Origin of the sequence: Streptomyces sp. NBC_00647 (assembly GCF_045207245.1) — a bacterium.
Classification (GTDB): Bacteria; Actinomycetota; Actinomycetes; order Streptomycetales; family Streptomycetaceae; genus Streptomyces.
In genome coordinates, this window is record NZ_CP109040.1 from 564753 (window position 1) to 588482 (window position 23730).

Annotated in this window: 1 protein-coding gene; it reads right to left on the reverse strand. The window is 71.8% G+C overall.

The window, feature by feature from the left end; all coding sequences use genetic code 11:
- Positions 1-45: 45 nt before the first annotated feature.
- Positions 46-23397 carry a type I polyketide synthase gene (locus tag OG788_RS02465; RefSeq protein WP_406368824.1) on the reverse strand — a complete coding sequence of 7784 codons (23352 nt, stop codon included), beginning with the start codon at positions 23395-23397 and terminating at the stop codon, positions 46-48.
- Between the last annotated feature and the right edge of the window lie 333 nt (positions 23398-23730).

Sequence of the window (23730 nt, forward strand, 5' to 3'; positions counted from 1 at the left end):
ACTTATGGGAATTCGGCAAGAGGTAACCGGGACGCGCCGGAGCGGTCAGGAAATCCCGAATTCCTTGCCGAGCAGATCGAATACTTCGTCGTCCGTGGCCGATTCCAGATCGCTGCCGCCCGTACCAGGGCCTTCCTGGGCCGGCGCCTTGCCGAATTCACCGGCAATCGCCAACAGACCCTGGAGCTTTGACAGGATCCGGTCGCGAGCTCCACTCGCTGCCAACCTCGTGACCAATTCTTGTTCGACCCTGTCCAGATAGGCAAGTAGGGAATCCACTAGGGCCGGTTCGGCCGCCCCCGCCGTCTCCATGAACACATGACGGGCCAGGAGAGCGGGTGTCGGATGGTCGAAGACCAGCGTCGCGGGGAGCCGCAGCCCGGTGACCTTGTTCAGCCGGTTGCGCAGTTCGACGGCCGTGAGGGAGTCGAAGCCCAGGTCCTGGAAGGCGTGTTCCGGCCGGACCGTACGGTCCGACGCGTGCCCCAGGACCGCGGCCACCTCGGCCCGGACCAGGTCCAGCACGGTCTTCTCCCGCTCGGCCTCAGGCATCTCCTCCAGGCGCTCGGCCAGCGAGGACACGGAGGGAGCGGCGGCGGCCCGCACGGTCCTCCGGGCGGCCGCGGCCGGCACGAGGGCGCGCAGCACCGGCGGTGCCTCACCGGCACGCAGCGCGCCGGTGTCGATGCGGACCGGGGCGAGTACCACCTCGTCCGAAGCCAGTGCCGCGTCGAACAGCCGCAGCCCCTCCTTGGGCGGCAGCGGCAGCACGCCGCTGCGCGCCATCCGCGCCCGGTCGGCCTCGACGAGGCCGTCCGTCATCGCACCGGACTGTTCCCACACACCCCATGCCAGCGATATCGCGGGCAGCCCCTCACGGCGCCGGTGCGCCGAGAAGGCGTCAAGGAAGGAATTCGCCGCAGCGTAGCTCGCCTGACCGGCGCTGCCGACCATGCCGGCGACGGACGAGAACACCACGAAGGCGGCCAGGCCCATGTCCCGGGTGCACTCGTGCAGGTTCAGCACGGCGTCCACTTTGGGGCGGAAGACCTCCCTCATCCTCTCCGGTGTGAGCGAGGCGACGATCCCGTCGTCGAGAACACCCGCGGTGTGCACGACGGCCGACAGCGATTGCTCCCCGAGCCCGTCCAGCATTCCGGAGACGGCCTCCCTGTCGGCGACGTCGCAGGCCGCCCAGGTGACCTCGGCACCCGATGCGGCCAGTTCGGCCTCCAGCTCGGCCACACCGGGTGCGTCCGCGCCCCGGCGGCTCGCCAGCAGGAGTCGGCGCACCTTGTGCTCGGACACCAGGTGTCGCGCGACGAGCGCGCCCAACGCCCCGGAGGCACCGGTCACGAGGACGGTGCCGTCGGCGAGGCCCGGCAGGTCGGCGGCGGCACTGGGTGCGGTGCCGGTGGCCTTCACCAGGCGCGGTACGAGCACCTCCCCGTCGCGGACCGCGAACTGCGGCTCGCCGGAAGCGAGCGCGGCAGGCAGCACACGGACCGCCCCATCGGTCTCCTCGGCCTCCACCAGCACGATCCGGTCCGGGTTCTCCGACTGAGCGGACCGCACAAGCCCCCACACCGCAGCATGAGCCAGATCGCCCGGACGCGTCACCAACGCCAGACGCCCCGCACGCTCCCCCGCCAACCACCACTGCACCAACGCCAGAACCTCACTCGCGACGCTGTGCACGCGGTCGGCGGTCTCCGAACCGGACCCCGCCGGGCACGGAACGACCGTGACCACCGCGACATCGGGAAGGGCCGGCTCGGTTGAGAGAGCCGCCAGGTCCGCGTAGCTCCGTACGTCGAGGCCGGCGGCGGCGTCAGTCTCCGTGAGGACCGCGGGCTGCCACGCGAGGCCGAACAGCGAGTCGTCGGCACGCCCGCCGGAGCCGCCCGCCGCGAGCAGGTGCTCGCGCGACACCGGCCGCAGCGACAGTGAGCCGACCGTGGCCACCAGACCACCCGAGGCGTCGGCCACGGTCAGCGACACCGCGTCCGTACCCGTGCGAGAGACCTTGACCCGCAGCGCCGTCGCCCCCGCGGCACGCACACCCACTTCGGACCAGGCGAAGGGCAGCAGCGGCCCGTCGACGACGGGGACGAGCCCGCCCGCGCCGATCGCGTGGAGCGCCGCGTCCAGCAGCGCCGGATGCACGGCGAACGCGCCCGCCTCCGTGCCCTCGGGGAGGGCGACCTCGGCAAGGACGTCGTCCCCGCTGCGCCAGACCGACCGCAGGCCGCGGAAGACCGGGCCGTACCCCAGGCCGAGTCCGTCCAGGCCCTCGTAGAACCCGGTCAGGTCGACGGCCTCCGCACCCGCCGGCGGCCACGCGCCGAGGTCCGCGCCGTGCGGCGGCTCGGGCAGCGCGTCCATGAGGCGGCCGACCGCGTGCCGCACCCACGGCGCGTCGTCCGGGGCGTCCTCACGTCGCGAGTGCACGCTCAGCGCGCGCCTGCCCGGCTCCTCCTCGGCCTCGACCCACACCTGCACGGCCACACCACCGCGCTCCGGCACGATCAGCGGTGCTTCCAGCGTCAGGTCCTCGACCTGTGCACAACCGGCTTCCTCGCCCGCGCGCACCGCCAGCTCCACGAGCGCGGTACCCGGCAGCAGCACGCTGTCCATGACCGTGTGGTCGGCGAGCCAGGGATGCGTCCTGAGTGAGAGCCGCCCTGTGACCAGGAACCCGCCGGCGCCGGGGAGCGCGACCGCCGCACCGGCCAACGGGTGTTCCGCCGCGCCCAGTCCGAGTCGGGTGGCAGCGGCTCTGCCGGTGAACTCCTCGGGCGCTTCCAGCCAGAAGCGCTCGTACTGGAAGGCGTAGGTCGGCAGGTCGACGCGCCGGGCGCCCGGGAAGAGGGCCTGCCAGTCCGGGGAGACGCCATGGACGTGCAGCTCGGCGAGCGCGGTGACGACGGCCTGAGGCTCGGGGCGGTCGGTCCGTACGACGGGGACGGTGACGATGTCGCCGTCGAGGCAGCCCTGGACGAGGGCGCTCAGGACACCGCCGGGACCGATCTCCACGAAGGTCGTCACGCCCAGCTCGTGCAGAGTCCGCACACCGTCGGCGAAACGGACCGCCTCACGGACGTGCCGCACCCAGTACTCGGGCGTGTACGCCTCGGCCAGGCGGCCCGTGAGGTTCGAAACGACCGGAATCCGCGGCTCGTTGAAGGCCAGACCTCCAACGACCTGCGCGAACTCCTCCAACATCGGATCCATCAACGGCGAATGGAACGCATGGCTCACCTTCAACCGGGACGTCTTACGACCCTGCTCCCGGAAGACCTCACCCATGGCCACAACCGCGTCCTCAGCGCCCGAAACCACAACCGACTGAGGGCCGTTGATCGCCGCGATACCGACCTCGTCGGTCAGGTACGGCAGCACCTCGTCCTCGGCCGCCTGCACCGCCACCATCGCCCCACCAGCGGGCAACGCCTGCATCAACGCCGCACGCGCCGACACCAGCCTCGCCGCATCCCCGAGCGACAACACCCCGGCCACATGAGCAGCCGCAATCTCACCCACCGAATGACCCGCCACATAATCCGGCCGGACACCCCACGACTCCAACAGCCGAAACAGCGCCACCTCAACAGCGAACAACGCCGGCTGGGTGCAACCCGTCTGGTTGAGCTGCTCCGCGTCCGCGTCGAGGGTGACGTCGAGGTGGGCGCGGATCTCGTCGTAGGCCGCGGCGAACACGGGGTACGCCTCGTACAACTCACGCCCCATGCCGATCCGCTGCGAACCCTGACCCGAGAACAAGAACCCGACCTTGCCGCCGCTGCCCGGTTCACCCAGGACGACCCGGGTGGACGGGGCCCCTGCGACCAACGCGCCCAGCCCCTCGATGAGTTGGTCCCGGTTCTCCCCCACCACGGCGGCCCTGTGCTCCATGGCCGAGCGTGTGGTGGCGAGCGAGAAGCCGATGTCGGCCGGCCGCAGTTCCCTGTCCGTGGCCAGGGACAGCAGACGCTCCGCCTGTGCCCGCAGCGCCGTCTCCGTCCTGCCAGACAGCACCCACGGTACGACCGCGCCGGAGTCGGGCCCGGACGGCAACTCCGCCGGGGAGGAGGCCTGTTCGACGATCACGTGGGCGTTGGTTCCGCTGATGCCGAAGGAGGACACGGCGGCACGGCGCGGCCCGTCGCTCGCAGGCCACCGCACTGTCTCGGTCAGCAGCTGTACCGCGCCGGCCGACCAGTCCACGTGCGGCGTCGGCTCGTCCACATGCAGGGTCTGCGGCAGCACACCGTGCTGCATCGCCATGACCATCTTGATCACACCACCGACACCCGCGGCAGCCTGCGAATGGCCGATGTTCGACTTCAGCGAACCCAGCCACAACGGCCGCTCCTGCGACCGCTCCTGACCGTACGTGGCGAGCAGCGCCTGCGCCTCGATCGGATCACCCAGCTTCGTACCCGTGCCGTGCGCCTCCACCGCATCGACCTCATCCGAGGACACACCCGCGTTCGCCAGCGCCTGCCGGATCACCCGCTGCTGCGACGGCCCGTTCGGGGCCGTCAGACCGTTCGACGCACCGTCCTGGTTCACCGCCGTACCGCGAACGACCGCCAGCACCTGGTGCCCGTTGCGACGGGCGTCGGACAACCGCTCCACCAGCAGCATGCCCGCGCCCTCGGCCCAGCCCGTACCGTCCGCCCCCGAGGCGAACGCCTTGCACCGGCCGTCCGCCGACAGACCACGCTGACGGCTGAACTCCACGAACGTCGAGGGAGTCGCCATGACGGTGACACCGCCGACCAGCGCCATCGAGCACTCGCCACTGCGCAGCGCCTGGGTCGCCAGGTGCAACGCCACCAGCGACGACGAGCACGCCGTGTCGACCGTGACCGCCGGGCCCTCGAGCCCGAACGTGTACGAGACCCGGCCGGAGGCGATGCTGCCCGCGCTGCCACTGCCCAGGTAGGCGTCCATGCCCTCCGGAGCCGTTTTCACGCGCCCGCCGTAGTCGTGGTACATCACGCCGGCGAAGACACCGGTCCTGCTGCCCCGCACCGTCGCCGGGTCGATCCCGGCCCGCTCGAACGCCTCCCACGACGTCTCCAACAGCAACCGCTGCTGCGGGTCCATCGCCAACGCCTCACGCGGCGAGATCCCGAAGAAGGCCGGGTCGAACTCGGCAGCCTCGTGGAGGAAGCCGCCGTGGCGCACGTAGGACGTGCCGGAGCGGTCGGGGTCCGGGTCGTAGAGGTTCTCGACGTCCCAGCCGCGGTCCTCGGGGAAGCCCGAGATCGCGTCTCCGCCTGAGGCGACGAGGCGCCACAGGTCTTCGGGTGACCGCACGTCACCGGGGAACCGGCAGGCCATGCTCACGATCGCGATCGCCTCGTCCGTCCCGGTCACCGCGGCGATCGCGGCCTCGGCCTGCTCCTGGACGCCCAGCGTCTCGGCCAGCAGGAAGCGGGAGAGCGCGACAGGCGTGGGGTGGTCGAAGACCATGGTCACGGGGAGCCGCAGCCCGGTCGCCACGTTCAGCCGGTTGCGGAGTTCCACCGAGGTGAGCGAGTCGAAACCGGCGTCCTGGAACGCGTGTTCCGGCTGGACGGCCTGGGCCGAGGCGTGGCCGAGCACGGCGGCGACCTCGGCGCGCACCAGGTCCAGCACCACCTGCTCGCGCTCGGCCTCCGGCAGCCTGGCCAGCCGCTGCCCCAGCGATCCCTGCGGCGCGCTCTGCGCCGTGCGCCGCGCGGTGCCCCGTACGGGACCGCGCAGCCCTCGCAGGACCGGCGGCACCGTGCCCTGCAGCCCGCCCAGGTCCAGCCGCAGCGGGGCGACGACGGCCCGGTCCAGGGCCAGTGCCGCGTCGAACAGCCGCAGTCCTTCGTCTACGGCTATCGGGGCCAGGCCCACCCGCTTCAGCCGGGCGAGGTCCGCCTGGTCGAGCCGGTCGGCCATGCCGCTGCCCTGCTCCCACAGGCCCCACGCCAGCGACGTGGCGGGGAGCCCCCGGGCGCGCCGGGCTTCGGCGAAGGCGTCGAGGAAGGTGTTCGCCGCCGCGTAATTGCCCTGTCCCGCGCTGCCCAGGATTCCGGACACGGAGGAGAAGACGACGAACGCCGACAGGTCGCTCGTCAGTTCATGGAGGTTGAGCACGGCGTCGGTCTTGGGGCGCAGCACCTTCGCCATGCGCTCCGGGGTGAGCGCGGCGATCACGCCGTCGTCGAGGACGCCGGCCGCGTGCACCACGGCCGTCACCGGCGTGCCGGACAGCACCTCGGCGAGAGCGTCCCGGTCGGCCGCGTCACAAGCCGCCCAGCGCACCTCGGCGCCCCACGCCGCCAGTTCGGCCTCCAGCTCGACCGCGCCGGGGGCCTCCGCGCCGCGCCGGCTGAGCAGCAGCAGGCTGCGCACGCCGTGCTGGGCGACCAGGTGCCGGGCGACGAGCCCGCCCAGCGCACCGGACGCACCGGTCAGCAGGACGGGGCCGGTGCCGAAGTCCGGCGTGCCGGTGTTGGTCCCCGTGGCGCTCCGGATGGCCTTCACCAGGCGCGGTACGAACACCTCCCCGTCGCGGACCGCGAACTGCGGCTCACCGGAAGCGAGCGCGGCAGCCAGCACACGGACCGCCCCATCGGTCCCCTCGGCCTCCACCAGCACGATCCGGTCCGGGTTCTCCGACTGAGCAGACCGCACAAGCCCCCACACCGCAGCATGAGCCAGATCGCCCGGACGCGTCACCAACGCCAGACGCCCCGCACGCTCCCCCGCCAACCACCACTGCACCAACGCCAGAACCTCACTCGCGACGCTGTGCACGCGGTCGGCGATCTCCGAACCGGACCCCGCCGGGCACGGAACGACGACGACGTCCGGTGTCCATGTCCTTTCCGACTCCCGCAGTGCGTCGAAGTCCGCGACGGTCTCGATCATCAGCGCGTCGGTGGCGGAGGGCAGAGTGAACGGCGTCCACTCCAGCCCGAACAGCTGATCGCCGCCAACAGCACCGGGCAATTGCTCCGCCGAGGCGGCCCGCAACGACAGCGACTCGACCGAGGCCACCGGGTCACCGGCGCCATCGGCCACGGCCAGCGTCACCGAACCGGTGGCCGTCCGCGACAGCTTCACCCGCACCATCGCCGCACCGGCCGCCTGCACGACCACGCCGGACCACGCGAACGGCAGGGCCGGGCCGTCGTCCAGCGACACCAGCCCACCCGCGGCCAGTGCGTGCAGGGCGGCATCCAGCAGCGCCGGGTGCAGGGCGAACGCCGCCGCCTCGGCAGCCGACTCGTCCGGCAGCTCGACCTCGGCGAAGACGTCGTCCCCGCCGCGCCACACCGAGCGCAGGCCCTGGAATACCGGACCGTAGTCCAGGCCCGCAGCAGCCATGCCCTCGTAGAACGCCGTCAGGTCGACGGCCTCCGCACCTGCCGGTGGCCACGCGCCGAGCTCCGCGGCGGACGGTGCCTCTGCCGAGGACAGCACACCCGTCGCGTGCCGCAGCCACGAACCGTCGTCGACGCGCGAGTGCACGCTCAGCTGCCGCCGGCCTGACTCGTCCTCCGGGCCGACAGCCACCTGAAGGGTGACGCCACCGCGCTCGGGCACGACCAGGGGAAGCTCAAGGGTGAGGTCCTCGATCCATCCGCATCCCGTCTCGTCGCCCGCCCGGATCGCCAGCTCGACGAACGCGGTGCCGGGCAGCAGAACGGTCCCGTTCACGGCGTGGTCGGCGAGCCACGGGTGGGTTCCGAGGGAGAGCAGCCCAGTGAGCAGGGCCCCGTCGCTGTCGGCCGTCGCAATCGCGGCACCGAGCAGCGGATGGTCCGCAGCCCCCAGACCGGCGGCCCGGACGTCACCGGACGCCTGCGGAACGTCGAGCCAGTAGCGCTCGCGTTGGAAGGCGTACGTGGGCAGGTCGACGCGGCGGGCGCCCGGGAAGAAGGCGTGCCAGTCCAATTCGGCGCCACTGACGTGCAGTTCGGCGAGCGCGGTGACGACCGCCCGCTGCTCGGGACGGTCTGCGCGCAGGGCGGGAACGGTGACGATGTCCGCGTCGTCGAGGCAGCCCTGGACGAGGGCGCTCAGCACGCCGCCCGGGCCGATCTCCACGAAGGTCGTCACGCCCAGCTCGTACAGCGTCCGGACACCGTCGGCGAAACGGACCGCCTCACGGACGTGCCGCACCCAGTATTCGGGCGTGTACGGCTCGGCCAGGCGGCCCGTGAGGTTCGAAACGACCGGAATCCGGGGCTCGTTGAAGGCCAGACCGCGGACGACCTCCGCGAACTCCTCCAGCATCGGATCCATAAGCGGCGAATGGAACGCATGGCTCACCTTCAGGCGGGACGTCTTACGACCCTGCTCCCGGAAGACCTCACCCATGGCGACGACCGCGTCCTCAGCGCCGGAAACCACAACCGACTGAGGGCCGTTGATCGCCGCGATGCCGACCTCGTCGGTCAGGTACGGCAGCACCTCGTCCTCGGTCGCCTGCACCGCCACCATCGCCCCACCAGCGGGCAACGCCTGCATCAACGCAGCACGCGCCGACACCAGCCTCGCCGCATCCCCGAGCGACAACACCCCGGCCACATGAGCGGCAGCAATCTCTCCTACGGAGTGACCGGCCACGAAATCAGGCCGGATGCCCCACGACTCCAGCAGCCGGAACAGCGCCACCTCGATCGCGAACAACGCCGGCTGCGTCGAACCCGTCTGATGAAGCGTGTCCGCATCGACGTCGACCTGGGCGTCCAGGAGCGCCAACACCTCGTCATAGGCCGCAGCGAACACGGGGTACGCCTCGTACAACTCACGCCCCATGCCGATCCGCTGCGAACCCTGACCCGAGAACAAGAACCCGACCTTGCCCCCAACGGCACCACCCACCGGAGCAGTTCCGGAAACAATCGCCTCCAGCCCCTGCCGGAACTCCCCAAGCTCCTCCCCCACGACCACCGCACGGCGCTCCAGCACCGCACGCGACGTCGCCAGCGAGAACCCCACGTCCTCCGACCGAACCCCAGCACCCCCGACGCCCCCGACGCCCTCAGCGTCCAGGAACGACAGCAACCGGCCCGCCTGCTCCCGCAACGCCGCATCACTCTTCGCCGACAGCACCCACGGCACGACCGCACCTGAGGCCGAAGCCGAGGACTCCTCCGCCACGTCCGGCGCCTGCTCGACGATCACGTGCGCATTCGTTCCGCTCACCCCGAAGGAGGACACCGCAGCGCGGCGCGGCGCCTCGGTCACCGGCCAGTCCACTGTCTCGGTCAGCAGCTGTACGGCGCCGGCCGACCAGTCCACGTGCGGCGTCGGCTCGTCCACATGCAGGGTCTGCGGCAGCACACCGTGCCGCATCGCCATGACCATCTTGATCACACCACCGACACCCGCGGCAGCCTGCGAATGGCCGATGTTCGACTTCAGCGAACCCAGCCACAACGGCCGCTCCTGCGACCGCTCCTGACCGTACGTGGCGAGCAGCGCCTGCGCCTCGATCGGATCACCCAGCTTCGTACCCGTACCGTGCGCCTCCACCGCATCGACCTCATCCGAGGACACACCCGCGTTCGCCAGCGCCTGCCGGATCACCCGCTGCTGCGACGGCCCGTTCGGGGCCGTCAGACCGTTCGACGCACCGTCCTGGTTCACCGCCGTACCGCGAACGACCGCCAGCACCTGGTGCCCGTTGCGACGGGCGTCGGACAACCGCTCCACCAGCAGCATGCCCGCCCCCTCGGCCCAGCCCGTACCGTCCGCCCCCGAGGCGAACGCCTTGCACCGGCCGTCCGCCGACAGACCACGCTGACGGCTGAACTCCACGAACACGGACGGGCCTGCCATCACCGTGACGCCGCCGACGAGGGCCATCGAGCACTCCCCGCTCCGCAGCGCCTGCGCGGCAAGGTGAAGGGCCACGAGCGACGACGAGCACGCCGTGTCCACCGTGACCGCCGGGCCCTCGAGCCCGAAGGTGTACGAAACACGCCCCGAAGCGACGCTGCCCGCGCTGCCGTTGACGAGGTAGCCCTCCAGCCCTGCCGGCGAGGTGTGCACGCGCCCGCCGTAGTCGTGGTACATCACGCCGGCGAAGACACCGGTCCTGCTGCCCCGCACCGTCGCCGGGTCGATCCCGGCCCGCTCGAACGCCTCCCACGACGTCTCCAACAGCAACCGCTGCTGCGGGTCCATCGCCAACGCCTCACGCGGCGAGATCCCGAAGAACTCGGCGTCGAAGTCCGCTGCTTCGTGCAGGAAGCCGCCCTCTCGGGTGTAGCTGGTGCCCCACTGGTCGGGGTCCGGGTCGTAGAGCTTCTCCACGTCCCAGCCGCGGTCCTCGGGGAAGCCCGACACGGCGTCGCGGCCGGAGAAGACCAGCTGCCACAAGTCTTCGGGCGACCGCACGCCACCGGGGTAGCGGCAGGCCATGCCCACGATCGCGATGGGCTCGTCCGCCGTTCCGGTGGCCGTGGAGAGGGTCGCCGGCACGGCTGCCGCCGCCTCGCCGGAGCCTGCGGCTTCGGCGGTGAGGAAGCGGGCGAGGGTAAGCGGGGTTGGGTAGTCGAAGATCAGGGTGGCGGGCAGGCGCATGCCGACGGCGGAGTTGAGCCGGTTGCGCAGTTCGACGGCGGTGAGCGAGTCGAATCCGATGTCCTTGAACGAGTCGTCCGCGCCGACCGATTGTGCGTCGGCGTGCCCCAGCACGGCGGCGACCTGAGAACGCACGAGGTCCAGCACCACGTGCTCGCGCTCGGCCTCCGGCATCCCGGCCAGCCGCTGACCCAGCGATCCCTGCGGCGCGGTCTGCGCCGTGCGCCGCACCGGCGCGACGCGCACCAGTCCGCGCAGGACCGGCGGCACGGGCTGCCCCTGTCCGTCGCGGAAGGCGGACGTGTCGAGCCGGATCGGGGCGACTGCTGCCCGATCGGTGGCCAGTGCCGCGTCGAACATCCGCAGGCCGTCCGCCGACGGGATCGCGGCGAGGCCCATGCGCTTGATGCGCGTGAGATCGGTGTGGTCGAGGCTGCCGGTCATGGCGCTCTCGCCGTCCTGCGCCCACAGGCCCCAGGCCAGCGACGTGGCCCGCAGGCCCGTGGCGCGGCGGTGCTCGGCAAGGGCGTCGAGGAAGGAGTTGGCAGCGGCGTAGTTCGCCTGGCCCGGCGTGCCGAGGGTGCCCGCCACCGAGGAGAAGAGCACGAACGCGGACAGGTCGCCGGACAGCTCGCCCGCCAGGTCGTGCAGGTTCAGCGCCGCGTCCACTTTCGGGCGGAACACGGCGTCCAACCGCTCGGGGGTCAGTGAGGCGATGGTTCCGTCGTCCAGGACGCCGGCGGTGTGGATGATCGCGGACAGGCTCTGCCCGGGCCCGGCCAGGAGTGCACGGACGGCGTCGCGGTCGGCCACATCACACGCGGCCCAGGTGACGTCGGCGCCCTGCGCGGTCAGCTCGGAGGTCAGCTCGGCCGCGCCGGGTGCGGCGCCGCCGCGGCGGCTGACGAGCAGCAGGCTGCGCACGCCGTGCTCGGCGACCAGGTGCCGGGCGAACAGCCCGCCCAGCCCGCCCGACGCGCCGGTCAGCAGGACGGTGCCGGAGCCGAGGCCGGGAAGCTCCGGCTCCACGTCCGGCGCGGCGACGCGGACGAGCCTCGGCACCCGGATCTCGTCGCCCGCGTCCACTGCGGCCTGAGGTTCACCCGACACGATCAGGCCGGGCAGCACCCGTGCAAGACCGGCGTCGCCGACACCGCTGCCGGCGTCGGCATTGGCAGTGGCAGTGGCAGTGGCAGTGGCAGTGGCAGTGGCATCGTTGGAGGTCTCGACCAGCACGATGCGGTCGGGGCTCTCAGTCTGCGCCGAGCGCACCAGCCCGCGGACCGCCGACTGGGCGAGGTCTCCCGTACGCGTCACCAGCACCAGGCGCGCCGGGCGTTCCTCGGCCAGCCACCACTGCACCAGCTCCAGCACGGCGTGGGTGACCTGACGGACCCGGGTGGCCAGGTCCGCGCCGGTCCCGGTCGGGCAGGGCACGACCACTGCATCGGCCACGGCTCCGGCATCGGCATCGGTGTCCGCAGGCGAGTCAGCGGCCCGAAGAGCGGCGAGATCGTCGTACGTCTCGATCCTCATGCCGTCCGGCGCGGACGGCAGCCTGACCGGCGTCCACTCCAGGCCGAAGACCGCGTCATCGCTGCCGGAACCGACGCGCAACTGGTCGGTGGGCACCGGGCGCAGTGTCAGCGAGTCGACCTGCGCGACCGGCTCACCGGTGCCGTCGGCCAGCACGAGCGACACCGTGGAGGTGCCGGTGCCGATACCGGCGCGCGAGACCTTTACCCGCAGGCCGGAGGCTCCGGAAGCCGCCAGCCGCACGCCGCTCCACGCGAACGGCAGCAGCCCGCTCCCCGTCCCTGCCTCGGGCTCGACCGCGCCCAGCCAGACGGTGTGCAGGGCGGCATCGAACAGGGCGGGGTGCAGGCCGTACGCGCCCGCTTCCGTCCGCTCCGCGCCGGACAGCTCCACTTCGGCGAAGAAGTCGTCCCCGCTCCGCCACGCGGCGCGCAGCCCCTGGAAGGCGGGGCCGTAGTCGAGCGTCATGCGGGCGAGGCGGTCGTAGAACCCGTCGACGTCGACCGGCTCCGCACCCACGGGCGGCCACGCGGTGAGCGACCCGTCCACGGGCCCTCCCGTGGCGACGGCCAGCGAGCCGGAGGCGTGCCGGACCCATGCCCGCTCGAAGTCGTCCTCGTGGGCGTACGCGTCCCCGTCGTCGATCCGCGAGTGCACGGTCAGCGGCCTGCGGCCCGAGCCGTCGTCGGCGCCGACGCGCACCTGCAGGGCGACGCCGCCGCGCTCGGGCACGAGCAGCGGTGTCTCCAGCGTCAGCTCTTCCAGCAGGTCGCAGCCCACGGCCTCGGCAGCGGTCATCGCCAGCTCGACGAACGCGGTTCCCGGCAGGAGCGCGACCCCGCTGACGGCGTGGTCCACCAGCCACGGGTGCGTGTGCGTCGAGAGCCGCCCAGTGAGCAGGTGTCCGTCGCCTTCGGCCAGCGGCACGGCGGCGCCGAGGAGCGGGTGACCGGCCTCGCCCTGCCCCACCGCGCGCATGTCACCGGCGGAGGCGGGGGCGGCGAGCCAGTAGCGCTCGCGCTGGAAGGCGTAGGTGGGCAGGTCGACACGGCGGGCGCCCGGGAAGAAGGCGTGCCAGTCCAATTCGGCGCCGCTGACGTGCAGTTCGGCGAGCGCGGTGACGACCGCCTGCTGCTCGGGGCGGTCGGCTCGGAGTACGGGGATGGTGACGATGTCGTCCACACAGCCCTGCGCCATACCGCTCAGGACACCGCCGGGACCGATCTCCACGAACGTGGTCACGCCCAGCTCGTGCAGGGTCCGCACGCCGTCGGCGAAACGGACCGCCTCACGGACGTGCCGCACCCAGTACTCGGGCGTGTACGCCTCGGCCAGCCGACCGGTGAGGCTCGAAACGACGGGAATCCGGGGCTCGTTGAAGGCCAGACCCCCAACGACCTGCGCGAACTCCTCCGACATCGGATCCATCAACGGCGAATGGAACGCGTGACTGACCATCAACCGGGAGGTCTTACGGCCCTGTTGGGTGAAGACCTCGACGATCTCCAACACTGCATCCTCGGCCCCGGAGACCACCACCGACCGCGGACCGTTGATCGCCGCGATGCCGACCTCGTCGGTCAGGTACGGCAGCACCTCGTCCTCGGCCGCCTGCACCGCCACCATCGCCCCACCAGCGGGCAACGCCTGCATCAACGCGGCACGCGCCGACACCAGCCTCGCCGCATCCCCGAGCGACAACACCCCGGCCACATGAGCAGCCGCAATCTCACCCGCCGAATGACCCGCCACATAATCCGGCCGGACACCCCACGACTCCAACAGCCGAAACAGCGCCACCTCAACAGCGAACAACGCCGGCTGGGTGCAACCCGTCTGATGAAGCGTGTCCGCATCGACGTCGACCGGCGCGTCCAAAAGCGCGCACACCTCGTCATAGGCCGCAGCGAACACGGGGTACGCCTCGTACAACTCACCCCCCATGCCGATCCGCTGCGAACCCTGACCCGAGAACAAGAACCCGATCTTGTCCGCCGAGTGAGCGTGATCGGCGACGACGTTCGCCGCCGGTTCGCCTGCCGCGAGGGCCTCAAGACCTGCCCGCAGCTCGGCCGCGTCGCTGCCGATCACTGCGGCGCGATGCTCCAGTGCCGACCGCGTCGTGGCCGACGAGAATCCGGCGTCGACGAGCGACACGTCGTCGGTCGCGAAGGCCAGCAGACACTCCGCCTGGGCCTGCAGCGCAGCTTCACTCTTTGCTGACAGTACCCACGGCACGGGCACCGGGCGGTGTTCCCGGGCCGACTCGGCCACGGCCGCAGCGGGCGCCTCCTCGATGATCGTGTGCGCGTTGGTGCCGCCGATGCCGAAGGACGAGACCGCGGCCCGGCGAGGGTGGTCCGACTCGGGCCATGCGACGGCCTCGGTCAGCAGCTTGACGCCGCCCGCCGACCAGTCGACGTGCGCGGTCGGCTCGTCCACATGGAGCGTCTGCGGCAGCACACCGTGCTGCATCGCCAGCACCATCTTGATCACACCGGCGACGCCCGCGGCAGCCTGCGTGTGCCCGATGTTGGACTTGACCGAGCCCAGCCACACCGGCCGGTCGTCCGAGTGTTCCTGGCCGTACGTGGCGAGCAGTGCCTGCGCCTCGATCGGGTCACCCAGCCTCGTCCCCGTACCGTGCGCCTCCACCGCGTCCACGTCGGCGGCGGTGAGGCCCGCGGACGTCAGCGCCTGCCGGATCACCCGCTGCTGCGAAGGGCCGTTGGGCGCGGTCAGACCGTTGGACGCACCGTCCTGGTTCACCGCACTGCCCCGCACAACCGCCAGCACACGGTGACCGTTGCGCTCCGCGTCCGACAGCCGCTCCACCAACAACAGGCCCACGCCCTCGCCCCAGCCCGTACCGTCCGCACCTGCAGCGAACGCCTTGCACCGACCGTCGGGCGACAACCCGCGCTGCCGACTGAACTCCACGAACAGGTCCGGCGTGGTCATGACGGTGACGCCCCCGACCAGGGCCATCGAGCACTCGCCGCTCCGCAGTGCCTGCGCGGCGAGGTGGAGGGCCACGAGCGACGACGAGCACGCCGTGTCCACCGTGACCGCCGGGCCCTCCAGGCCGAACGTGTAGGAGATGCGCCCGGAGACGACCGAGGCCGCCTTGCCGGTGAGCGCGTATCCCTCGATCTCCTCGGGCGCGTTGCGCAGTCCGTTGGCGTAGTCCTGGCCGTTGGTGCCGATGAAGACACCGGTGCGGCTGGCGCGGACGGACGCGGGGGCGATGCCGGCGCGCTCGAAGGCCTCCCACGCGGTCTCCAGCAGCAGCCGCTGCTGCGGGTCCATGGCCAGCGCCTCGCGCGGTGAGATCCCGAAGAGACCGGCGTCGAAGCGGTCGGCGCCCTGGATGAAGCCGCCCTCGCGCGAGTACGTCTTGCCGTGCCGGTCGGGGTCGGGGTCGTAGAGCGCGTCGATGTCCCAGCCGCGGTCGGTGGGGAAGCCTGACATCGCGTCCCGGCCGGAGCTCAGCAGCTCCCACAGGTCCGCCGGCGACTCGACGCCGCCGGGGAAGCGGCAGCTCATGCTGACGATCGCGAGGGGCTCGTCGGCCGCGGCGGCGGCCGTCGCCTGCGCGGCGTCCGCCTCCAGCCCGCGCCGGCCGAGGAGTTCCTCGCCCAGGTGACGGGCGAGGGCGGTGGGGGTCGGGTGGTCGAAGACCAGGGTAGTGGGCAGCTTGAGGCCGGTGGCCGTGTTGAGCCTGTGGCGCAGTTCGACGGCGGTGAGCGAGTCGAAGCCGGTCTCGCGGAACGTCCGGCCGGCTTCGAAGGCGCCCTTGCCCGTGTGGCCGAGCACCGCGGCGGCCTGCTCGCGGACCAGGTCCAGCAGGATGCGGCCCTGCTCCCCCTGCGTGGCGCCGAGGAGACGCTGGACCAGGGCGGACGCGGGCACTTCGGCGCTCTGCGCGGCCTGGGCGCGTGCTTCGAGGACCTTGCGGGCCTCGGGCACGCCGTGCAGCAGCGAGCAGGGGCGTGAGCCGGCGAAAGCCGGGACGAAGCGGTCCCAGTCCACGTCCGCGACAGTCACGGAGGTCTCGCCGTGGGTCAGCGCACCGTGCAGCACGGAGATCGCGGGAAGGGCCGCGATCGCCCGTACGCCGCGCCGCCGCAAATGGTCACCTGCGGCGCCGTCGGCCATGCCTCCGTCCGCCCAGGATCCCCAGGCGACGGCCAGCGCGGGCAGGCCCTGCGCCCGGCGCTGCTCGGCGAGGGCGTCGAGGAAGGCGTTCGCGGCACCGTAGGCGCCCTGGCCGCCGTTGCCCCAGACACCGGTCATCGAGGAGAAGAGCACGAAGGCGTCGAGGTCCTGGCGGTCCCGGGTGAGCTCGTGCAGGTGGAGCGCTGCGTCCACCTTGGGACGCAGCACGTGGTTGAGGCGCTCGGGCGTGAGCGATTCGACGAGGCCGTCGTCGAGTACGCCTGCGGTGTGCACCACGGCGTTCACGGTGTGCCGGCCGAACAACTCGGCGAGCGCGTCGCGGCCGGCCGCATCGCACGCGGCGACGGTGACCTCAGCGCCCAACTCCTCTAGTTCCAGCTTGAGTTCGGCGGCGCCCGGGGCGTCGGGGCCCCGACGGCTGGTGAGCACCAGGTGCTCGGCACCGGCACTGGCGAGCCAGCGGGCCACGTGTCCGCCCAGCGCACCCGTACCGCCGGTCACGAGCACGGTGCCGCGCGGCGCCCAGGGTGCGTCCGCCGGTGCCGCGCTCCCCGGCGCGCGCACGAGGCGGCGGCCGGACACTCCGGAGGCGCGTACCGCGAGCTGGTCCTCGTCGGCCTGGGCCAGCAGCCCGGCCAGTCGCCCCAGCGCGCGGGAGTCGAGTTCGGCGGGCAGGTCGACGAGCCCGCCCCAGCGCTGAGGTTGTTCCAGGGCGACGATCCTGCCCAGGCCCCAGAGCTGGGCCGAGACGGGGTCGGTCAGCGGATCCGCCGTGCCGGTCGACACTGCGCCGCTGGTCAGGCACCACAGCGGGGCCTCGATCCCTGCGTCACCGAGGGCCTGGACAAGCAGGACGAGCCGCTGGAGGGCGTCCGTCCCCGGTTCGCCCTGTGCTGCGGCGAACAGGACGCCGTCGGCCTGCTCGTGCCCGGCCTCGGCTAAGACACGGGCGAGCGCGTCGCGGTCGGTGTCCTCGCCCACGGCGAACGGTACGAGCGCGACGCCGAGCTCCGTCAGCCCGGCGCGGATCGCCTCGGTCCACGCGGTCCCCTCGGAGACCACGTAGAGCCAGGTCCCCGACGGAGCGGCCCCGACCATGTCACCGAGCGGCTGCCAGGTGATCCGGTAGCGCCAGCCGTCGGTGGTGGACTGCTCGCGCCGCTTGCGGCGCCAGGCAGACAGTTTGGGTGCGACCACGTCCAGTTCGGCGGGCTCCAGTCCCAGGAGCGCACCAAGAGATGTCGGGTCCTCGCTCTCGACGGAGTCCCAGAACTCGGCGTCCATCGCCTCCGAGGAGCCGACGGTCGCTGCCTGAGGCACATCGAGCCAGTAGCGCTCACGCTGGAAGGCGTAGGTGGGCAGGTCGACGCGGCGGGCGCCCGGGAAGAGGGCCTGCCAGTCGGGCGAGCTGCCGTGGGTGTGCAACTGCCCGACAGCGGTGACGAGGGCGTACGGCTCGGGGCGGGCGGCACGCAGGGCGGGAACGGTGACGATGTCTGTGCCGTCGTCGAGGCAGCCCTGGACGAGGGCGCTCAGGACACCGCCGGGACCGATCTCCACGAACGTGGTCACACCCAGCTCGTGCAGAGTCCGCACACCGTCGGCGAAACGGACCGCCTCACGGACGTGCCGCACCCAGTACTCGGGCGTGTACGCCTCGGCCAGCCGACCGGTGAGATTCGAGACCACAGGAATCCGCGGCTCACTGAACGTCAGACCGCGGACGACCTCCGCGAACTCCTCCAGCATCGGATCCATCAACGGCGAATGGAACGCGTGACTGACCTTCAACCGGGACGTCTTGCGGCCCTGAGCAGCGAACACCTCGGCAACCGCTGCAACCGCGTCCTCCGCACCGGAAATGACCACGGACCGCGGGCCGTTGATCGCCGCGATACCGACCTCGTCGGTCAGATGCGGCAGCACATCAACCTCGGTCGCCTGCACCGCCACCATCGCGCCGCCGGCTGGCAGGACCTGCATCAACGCGGCACGCGCCGACACCAGCTTCACCGCATCCCCGAGCGACAACACCCCGGCCGCGTGCGCGGCAGCAATCTCTCCTACGGAGTGACCGGCCACGTAATCCGGCCGGACACCCCACGACTCCAGCAGCCGGAACAGCGCCACCTCAACAGCGAACAACGCCGGCTGCGTCGAACCCGTCTGGTTGAGCTCCTCCGAGTCGACGTCGACCGGCGCGTCCAGAAGCGCGCACACCTCGTCGTAGGCCGCAGCGAACACGGGGTACGCCTCGTACAACTCACGCCCCATGCCGATCCGCTGCGAACCCTGACCCGAAAACAAGAACCCGACCTTGCCCCCAACGGCACCACCCACCGGAGCAGTTCCGGAAACAACCGCCTCCAGCCCCTGCCGGAACTCCCCAAGCTCCTCCCCCACGACCACCGCACGGCGCTCCAGCACCGCACGCGACGTCGCCAGCGAGAACCCCACGTCCTCCGACCGAACCCCAGCGCCCCCGACGCCCCCGACGCCCCCGACGCCCCCGACGCCCTCAGCGTCCAGGAACGACAGCAACCGGCCCGCCTGCTCCCGCAGCGCCGCATCACTCTTCGCCGACAGCACCCATGGGACCGGTCCCGCAGCGGCCGTCCCGCGGGCGGGCTCTTCGCTCGTCGCGGCCTGCTCGACGATGACGTGCGCGTTGGTGCCGCTGATGCCGAAGGACGACACCGCAGCCCGTCGCGGCCCGGCGCTCGCAGGCCACTCCACTGCCTCCGTCAGCAGCCGCACCGCGCCCGCCGACCAGTCCACGTGCGGCGTCGGCTCGTCGACGTGCAGGGTCTGCGGCAGCACACCGTGCCGCATCGCCAGCACCATCTTGATCACACCGGCCACACCCGCCGCGGCCTGCGTGTGACCGATGTTCGACTTCAGCGAACCCAGCCACAACGGCCGGTCGCCGTCCCGTCCCCGGCCGTAAGCGGCGATGAGGGCTTCCGCCTCGATCGGGTCGCCGAGCCGCGTGCCCGTACCGTGCGCCTCCACGGCGTCGACGTCCGCGGGCGCGAGTCCGGCCGCTGCCAGGGCCTGGCGGATGACGCGCTGCTGGGAGGGGCCGTTGGGTGCCGTGAGTCCGTTCGACGCGCCGTCCTGGTTGACCGCGCTACCCGGCACGACGGCCAGCACCTGACGGCCGTTGCGCCGGGCGTCGCTGAGCCTCTCCACCAGGAGCATGCCGACGCCCTCGGCCCAGCCCGTACCGTCCGCGCCGGCCGCGAACGGCTTGCACCGACCGTCCGCCGACAGGCCGCTCTGACGGCTGAACTCCACGAACATACCAGGCGTGGACATCACGGTGACGCCGCCGGCCAGGGCCATCGTGCACTCGCCGTTCCGCAGCGCCTGGACGGCCAGGTGCAGGGCGACCAGGGACGACGAGCACGCCGTGTCCACCGTGACCGCGGGGCCCTCGAGGCCGAACGAGTAGGCCACGCGACCGGAGGCGACGCTGGTCGTCGTGCCGGTCAGCAGGTAGCCCTCGACGCCGTCGACCGGCTCGTGCAGCCGGGGGCCGTAGTCCTGTGCCGTCGCGCCGATGAACACGCCCGCCCGACTCCCGCGCAGTGTGGCCGGGTCGATGCCCGCCCGCTCGAAGGCCTCCCACGCGGTCTCCAGGACCAGCCGCTGCTGCGGGTCGATCGCAGCGGCCTCGCGGGGGCTGATGCCGAAGAAGCCGGCGTCGAACTCGGCCGCCTCGTGCAGGAACCCGCCGTGTCGCGTCGAGGACGTGCCGGGCGTGCCGGACTCCGGGTCGTAGAGCGCTTCGGCGTCCCAGCCGCGGTCAGTCGGGAATCCGGAGATGGCGTCGCCCCCGGAGGCGAGCAGCCGCCACAGGTCCTCGGGGGAGCTCACGCCGCCGGGCAGGCGGCAGCTCATGGCCACGATGGCGATGGGGTCGTCGGGGTCGGCCACCGTCGCGGGCACCAAGGGCGCCGCCTCCTCGCCGCCCAGGGACTGCGCCGCGAGGTGGCGGGCGAGCGCGGCAGGAGTCGGGTGGTCGAACAGCAGCCCGCTGGGCAGACGCAGGCCGGCGGCCTCGCTGAGCTGGTTGCGCAGTTCCACCGAGCTGAGCGAGTCGAAGCCGAGGTCTTTGAACGTCCACTCGGTCTCGACCTGGCGGGCTTCGGCGTGGCCCAGAACGGCGGCGATGTGTGCGCGGACCATGTCGAGCACGGCCTCGTCGCGTTCGGACTCGGGCAGCCCGGCCAGCCGCCGGCTCAGGGCTCCGACAGGCGCGCTGTCGGTCTCGGCGATGGCGATGGCGTCCGGCTGCGGAGCCGCAGGGGCCCGGCCGGTGGTGACGCCGGGCAACGTGGTGTCGCCGTCCAGCCAGTACCGCTGCCGTTCGAACGCGTAAGTGGGGATCGCGACCTTGCGGCGTGCGCCTCGCCCGCCGCTGAACAGGGCGTCCCAGTCGGGCTCCACGCCGTGGACGTGCAGCGAGGCGACCGCCGCCAGCAGGGCCTGCGCCTCGGGGCGACGGGCGCGCAGTGCGGGGACGAACAGGGACTCGCTGTCAGCGCCGACGCGGGCCATGGAGGTGAGCACGCCGCCGGGGCCGAGCTCCAGGTACGTGCGGACGCCCTGTTCGTCGAGGCGGGCGACGCCGTCGGCGAAGCGGACCGCCTCGCGCACATGGCGGACCCAGTACTCGGCCGTGCACCCTTCGTACCCCGAGGGCTCCTCGGACAGTCTGCCCGTCACGTTCGACACGATCGGGATGCGCGGGGCGTGGAAGGTCAGGCCCTCGGCCACCTCCCTGAACTCCGCCAGCATGGGTTCCATGTGCGGGGAGTGGAAGGCGTGGCTGACCCGCAGCCGGCTGACCTTGCGGCCCAACGCGGTGAAGGCGTCGGCGATCTCGGTGGCGAGGTCCTCGTCGCCGGAGACGACGACGGAGTCCGGGCCGTTCAGCGCGGCGATGCTCACGCGGTTCGTGCGGTCACCGATGCGGGCGCGGACCTCGTCCTCCGCGGCCTGGACGGCGATCATGGCGCCGCCGGCGGGCAGCGCCTGCATCAGGCGACCGCGCGCGGCCACGAGGGCGCAGGCGTCGGCGAGCGAGAGGACGCCGGCCACATGCGCGGCGGCGAGTTCGCCGATGGAATGACCCATGAGCACGCCGGGGGTGATGCCCCAGCTCTCGAGAAGCCGGAAAAGGGCGACCTCGAGGGCGAACAGCGAGGTCTGCGTGTAGAGGGTCCGATCGAGTTCGGCCGCTTCCTCGGTGCCTTCAGGGGCGAACATGACCTCGCGCAGCGGCCGCGGCAACAACGGGTCGAGGTGTGCGCACACCTCGTCCAGCGCGATGGCGAACGCCGGGACCGCTTCGGCCAGTTCGCGTCCCATGCCGGCTCGCTGGCTGCCCTGGCCCGAGAAGAGGAAGGCGAGCTCGCCGCGCGAGCCCGTGCGGCCCGTGGTGAGTGTGGCGTCGACACCGCCGGTGGACAGCTCGCGCAGAGCGCGCAAGAAGTCGTCGCGATCTTCGCCCACGACGACCGCCCTGTGTTCGAAGGCGGTGCGGCCGGTGGCCAGCGACCAGCCGACGTCGGGCAGGGCGAGACCGGGGCACGCCTCGGCGTGTGCGAGCAGGGCCGTGGCCTGGGCGCGCAGCCCGGATGCGGTCTTGGCGGACAACGGCCAAAAGGTCGGAGCCTCGCTTGTACCCGTACCCGTACCCGTAGCTGTACCCGTACCCGCCTCCGCAGCCGCGTCCGCCGCCGTCTGGTGTTCCGCCAGCACTATGTGGCAGTTGGTGCCGCCCATGCCGAACGAGCTGACGCCGGCGAGCAGCGGGCGGCTGTCCTCGGCGGCCCATTCGCTGTGCTCGGTCTGCACCCGCAGGTTCAGCCGGTCCAGCGGGATCGCCGGGTTCGGCGTCTCGAAGTTGAGGCTGGCGGGCAGTTCACGGTGGTGGAGAGACAGGACCGCCTTCAGCAGGCCGGTGATACCGGCGGCGCCCTCCAGGTGACCGACGTTGGTCTTGGCCGAGCCGACCCGCAGCGGGCGGCCGAGCTCGCGTCCCGTGCCTAGTACCGCGCCGAGCGCGGCTGCCTCGACGGGGTCGCCGACCTTGGTGCCGGTGCCGTGCAATTCCACGTAGTCGATCTGGGCGGGGTCGATCCCGGCCCGTTCATAGGCAAGCCGGAGCACCTGCTCCTGCCCGGACTGCAGGGGTACGGTCAGCCCGTCGCCGCCACCGTCGTTGTTGACCGCGCTGCCGCGGATCACGCAGTAGACGGGGTCGCCGTCCGCGACGGCCCGGGCGAGAGGCTTGAGGACGACGATGCCGCCGCCCTCCCCGCGGACGTAACCGTTCGCGCGGGCGTCGAAGGTGAAGCATCGGCCGTCGGGGGACAGGCCGCCGAACTTGGCGGCGCTCAGGGTGCTCTCGGGGACGATGTTGAGGTTCACGCCGCCCGCGAGGGCGATCGTCGATTCGCCCTTGCGGAGGCTCTCGCAGGCCAGGTGGACCGAGACCAGGGATGAGGACTGGCCGGAGTCCACGGTCAGGCTGGGGCCGTTCAGACCGAGGAAGTAGGAGACCCGATTGGCGATGATGCTGCGGTGCAAGCCGGTGACGGTGTGCGGGGAGATGGCTGTGAGTCCGGAGCGGTGGTGCAGGGTCGCGTAGTCGTCCCAGATGGCGCCGACGAACACTCCGGTGCGGGTGGAGCGCAGCGTCTCGGCGCGCACGTGCGCGTCCTCCAGCGCTTCCCAGGCCAACTCCAGCACGAGCCGCTGCTGCGGGTCCATGGCAGCGGCCTCCTTGGGGGAGAGCCCGAAGAAAGCGGCGTCGAAGTGGCCGATACGGTCGAGGAATCCGCCCCGGCGGATGTCGGTCCTGCCGGGTGCGGACGGGTCGGCGTCACTCACCGCGGCCCCGTCCCACCGGTCCGGGGGGACCTCGGTGATCGCGTCCGCGCCCTCGCTGAGCAACCGCCAGAAGGCGACCGGGTCGGCGGCCCCCGGCAGTCGACACGCCAGGCCGATGACAGCTATGCCATCGTCCGAATCCGCCGAAGCCGAACCGGCCCGATTTCCCATTCCGTTGAGCTCGGACTCGACCATATTCCGCTCCCCCACCCACACAGATAATGAAAAGGCACCGCACCGTGACGGCCACGGCACAAACGATGGGCATGACCGAGCGGCAACAAATTGCGGTGTGCCCCCAGTTTCGGTCCCCGAGCCGCGCTCCACCGCTGCAGTGGATCAGATCTAGGGGAATCCCCAATGGTCGACGTGCACGCTTTGACAGCCAAGGACATGTCTAAGGAGAACCCTAGGGACAACTGTGGGAGAACTGGAGTTCATACGGCCTCCCGAATTCTCCTCCGCCGATGAGGTCCCAGGTCTTTCATGTTTAGCCGAGAACGGCGGACGTTGAATCGAACCGGCCGG

Excerpts from the sequence above, each read along its gene's own strand:
- OG788_RS02465 (WP_406368824.1), bottom strand. The coding sequence starts at position 23,397 with ATGGTCGAGTCCGAGCTCAACGGAATGGGAAATCGGGCCGGTTCGGCT.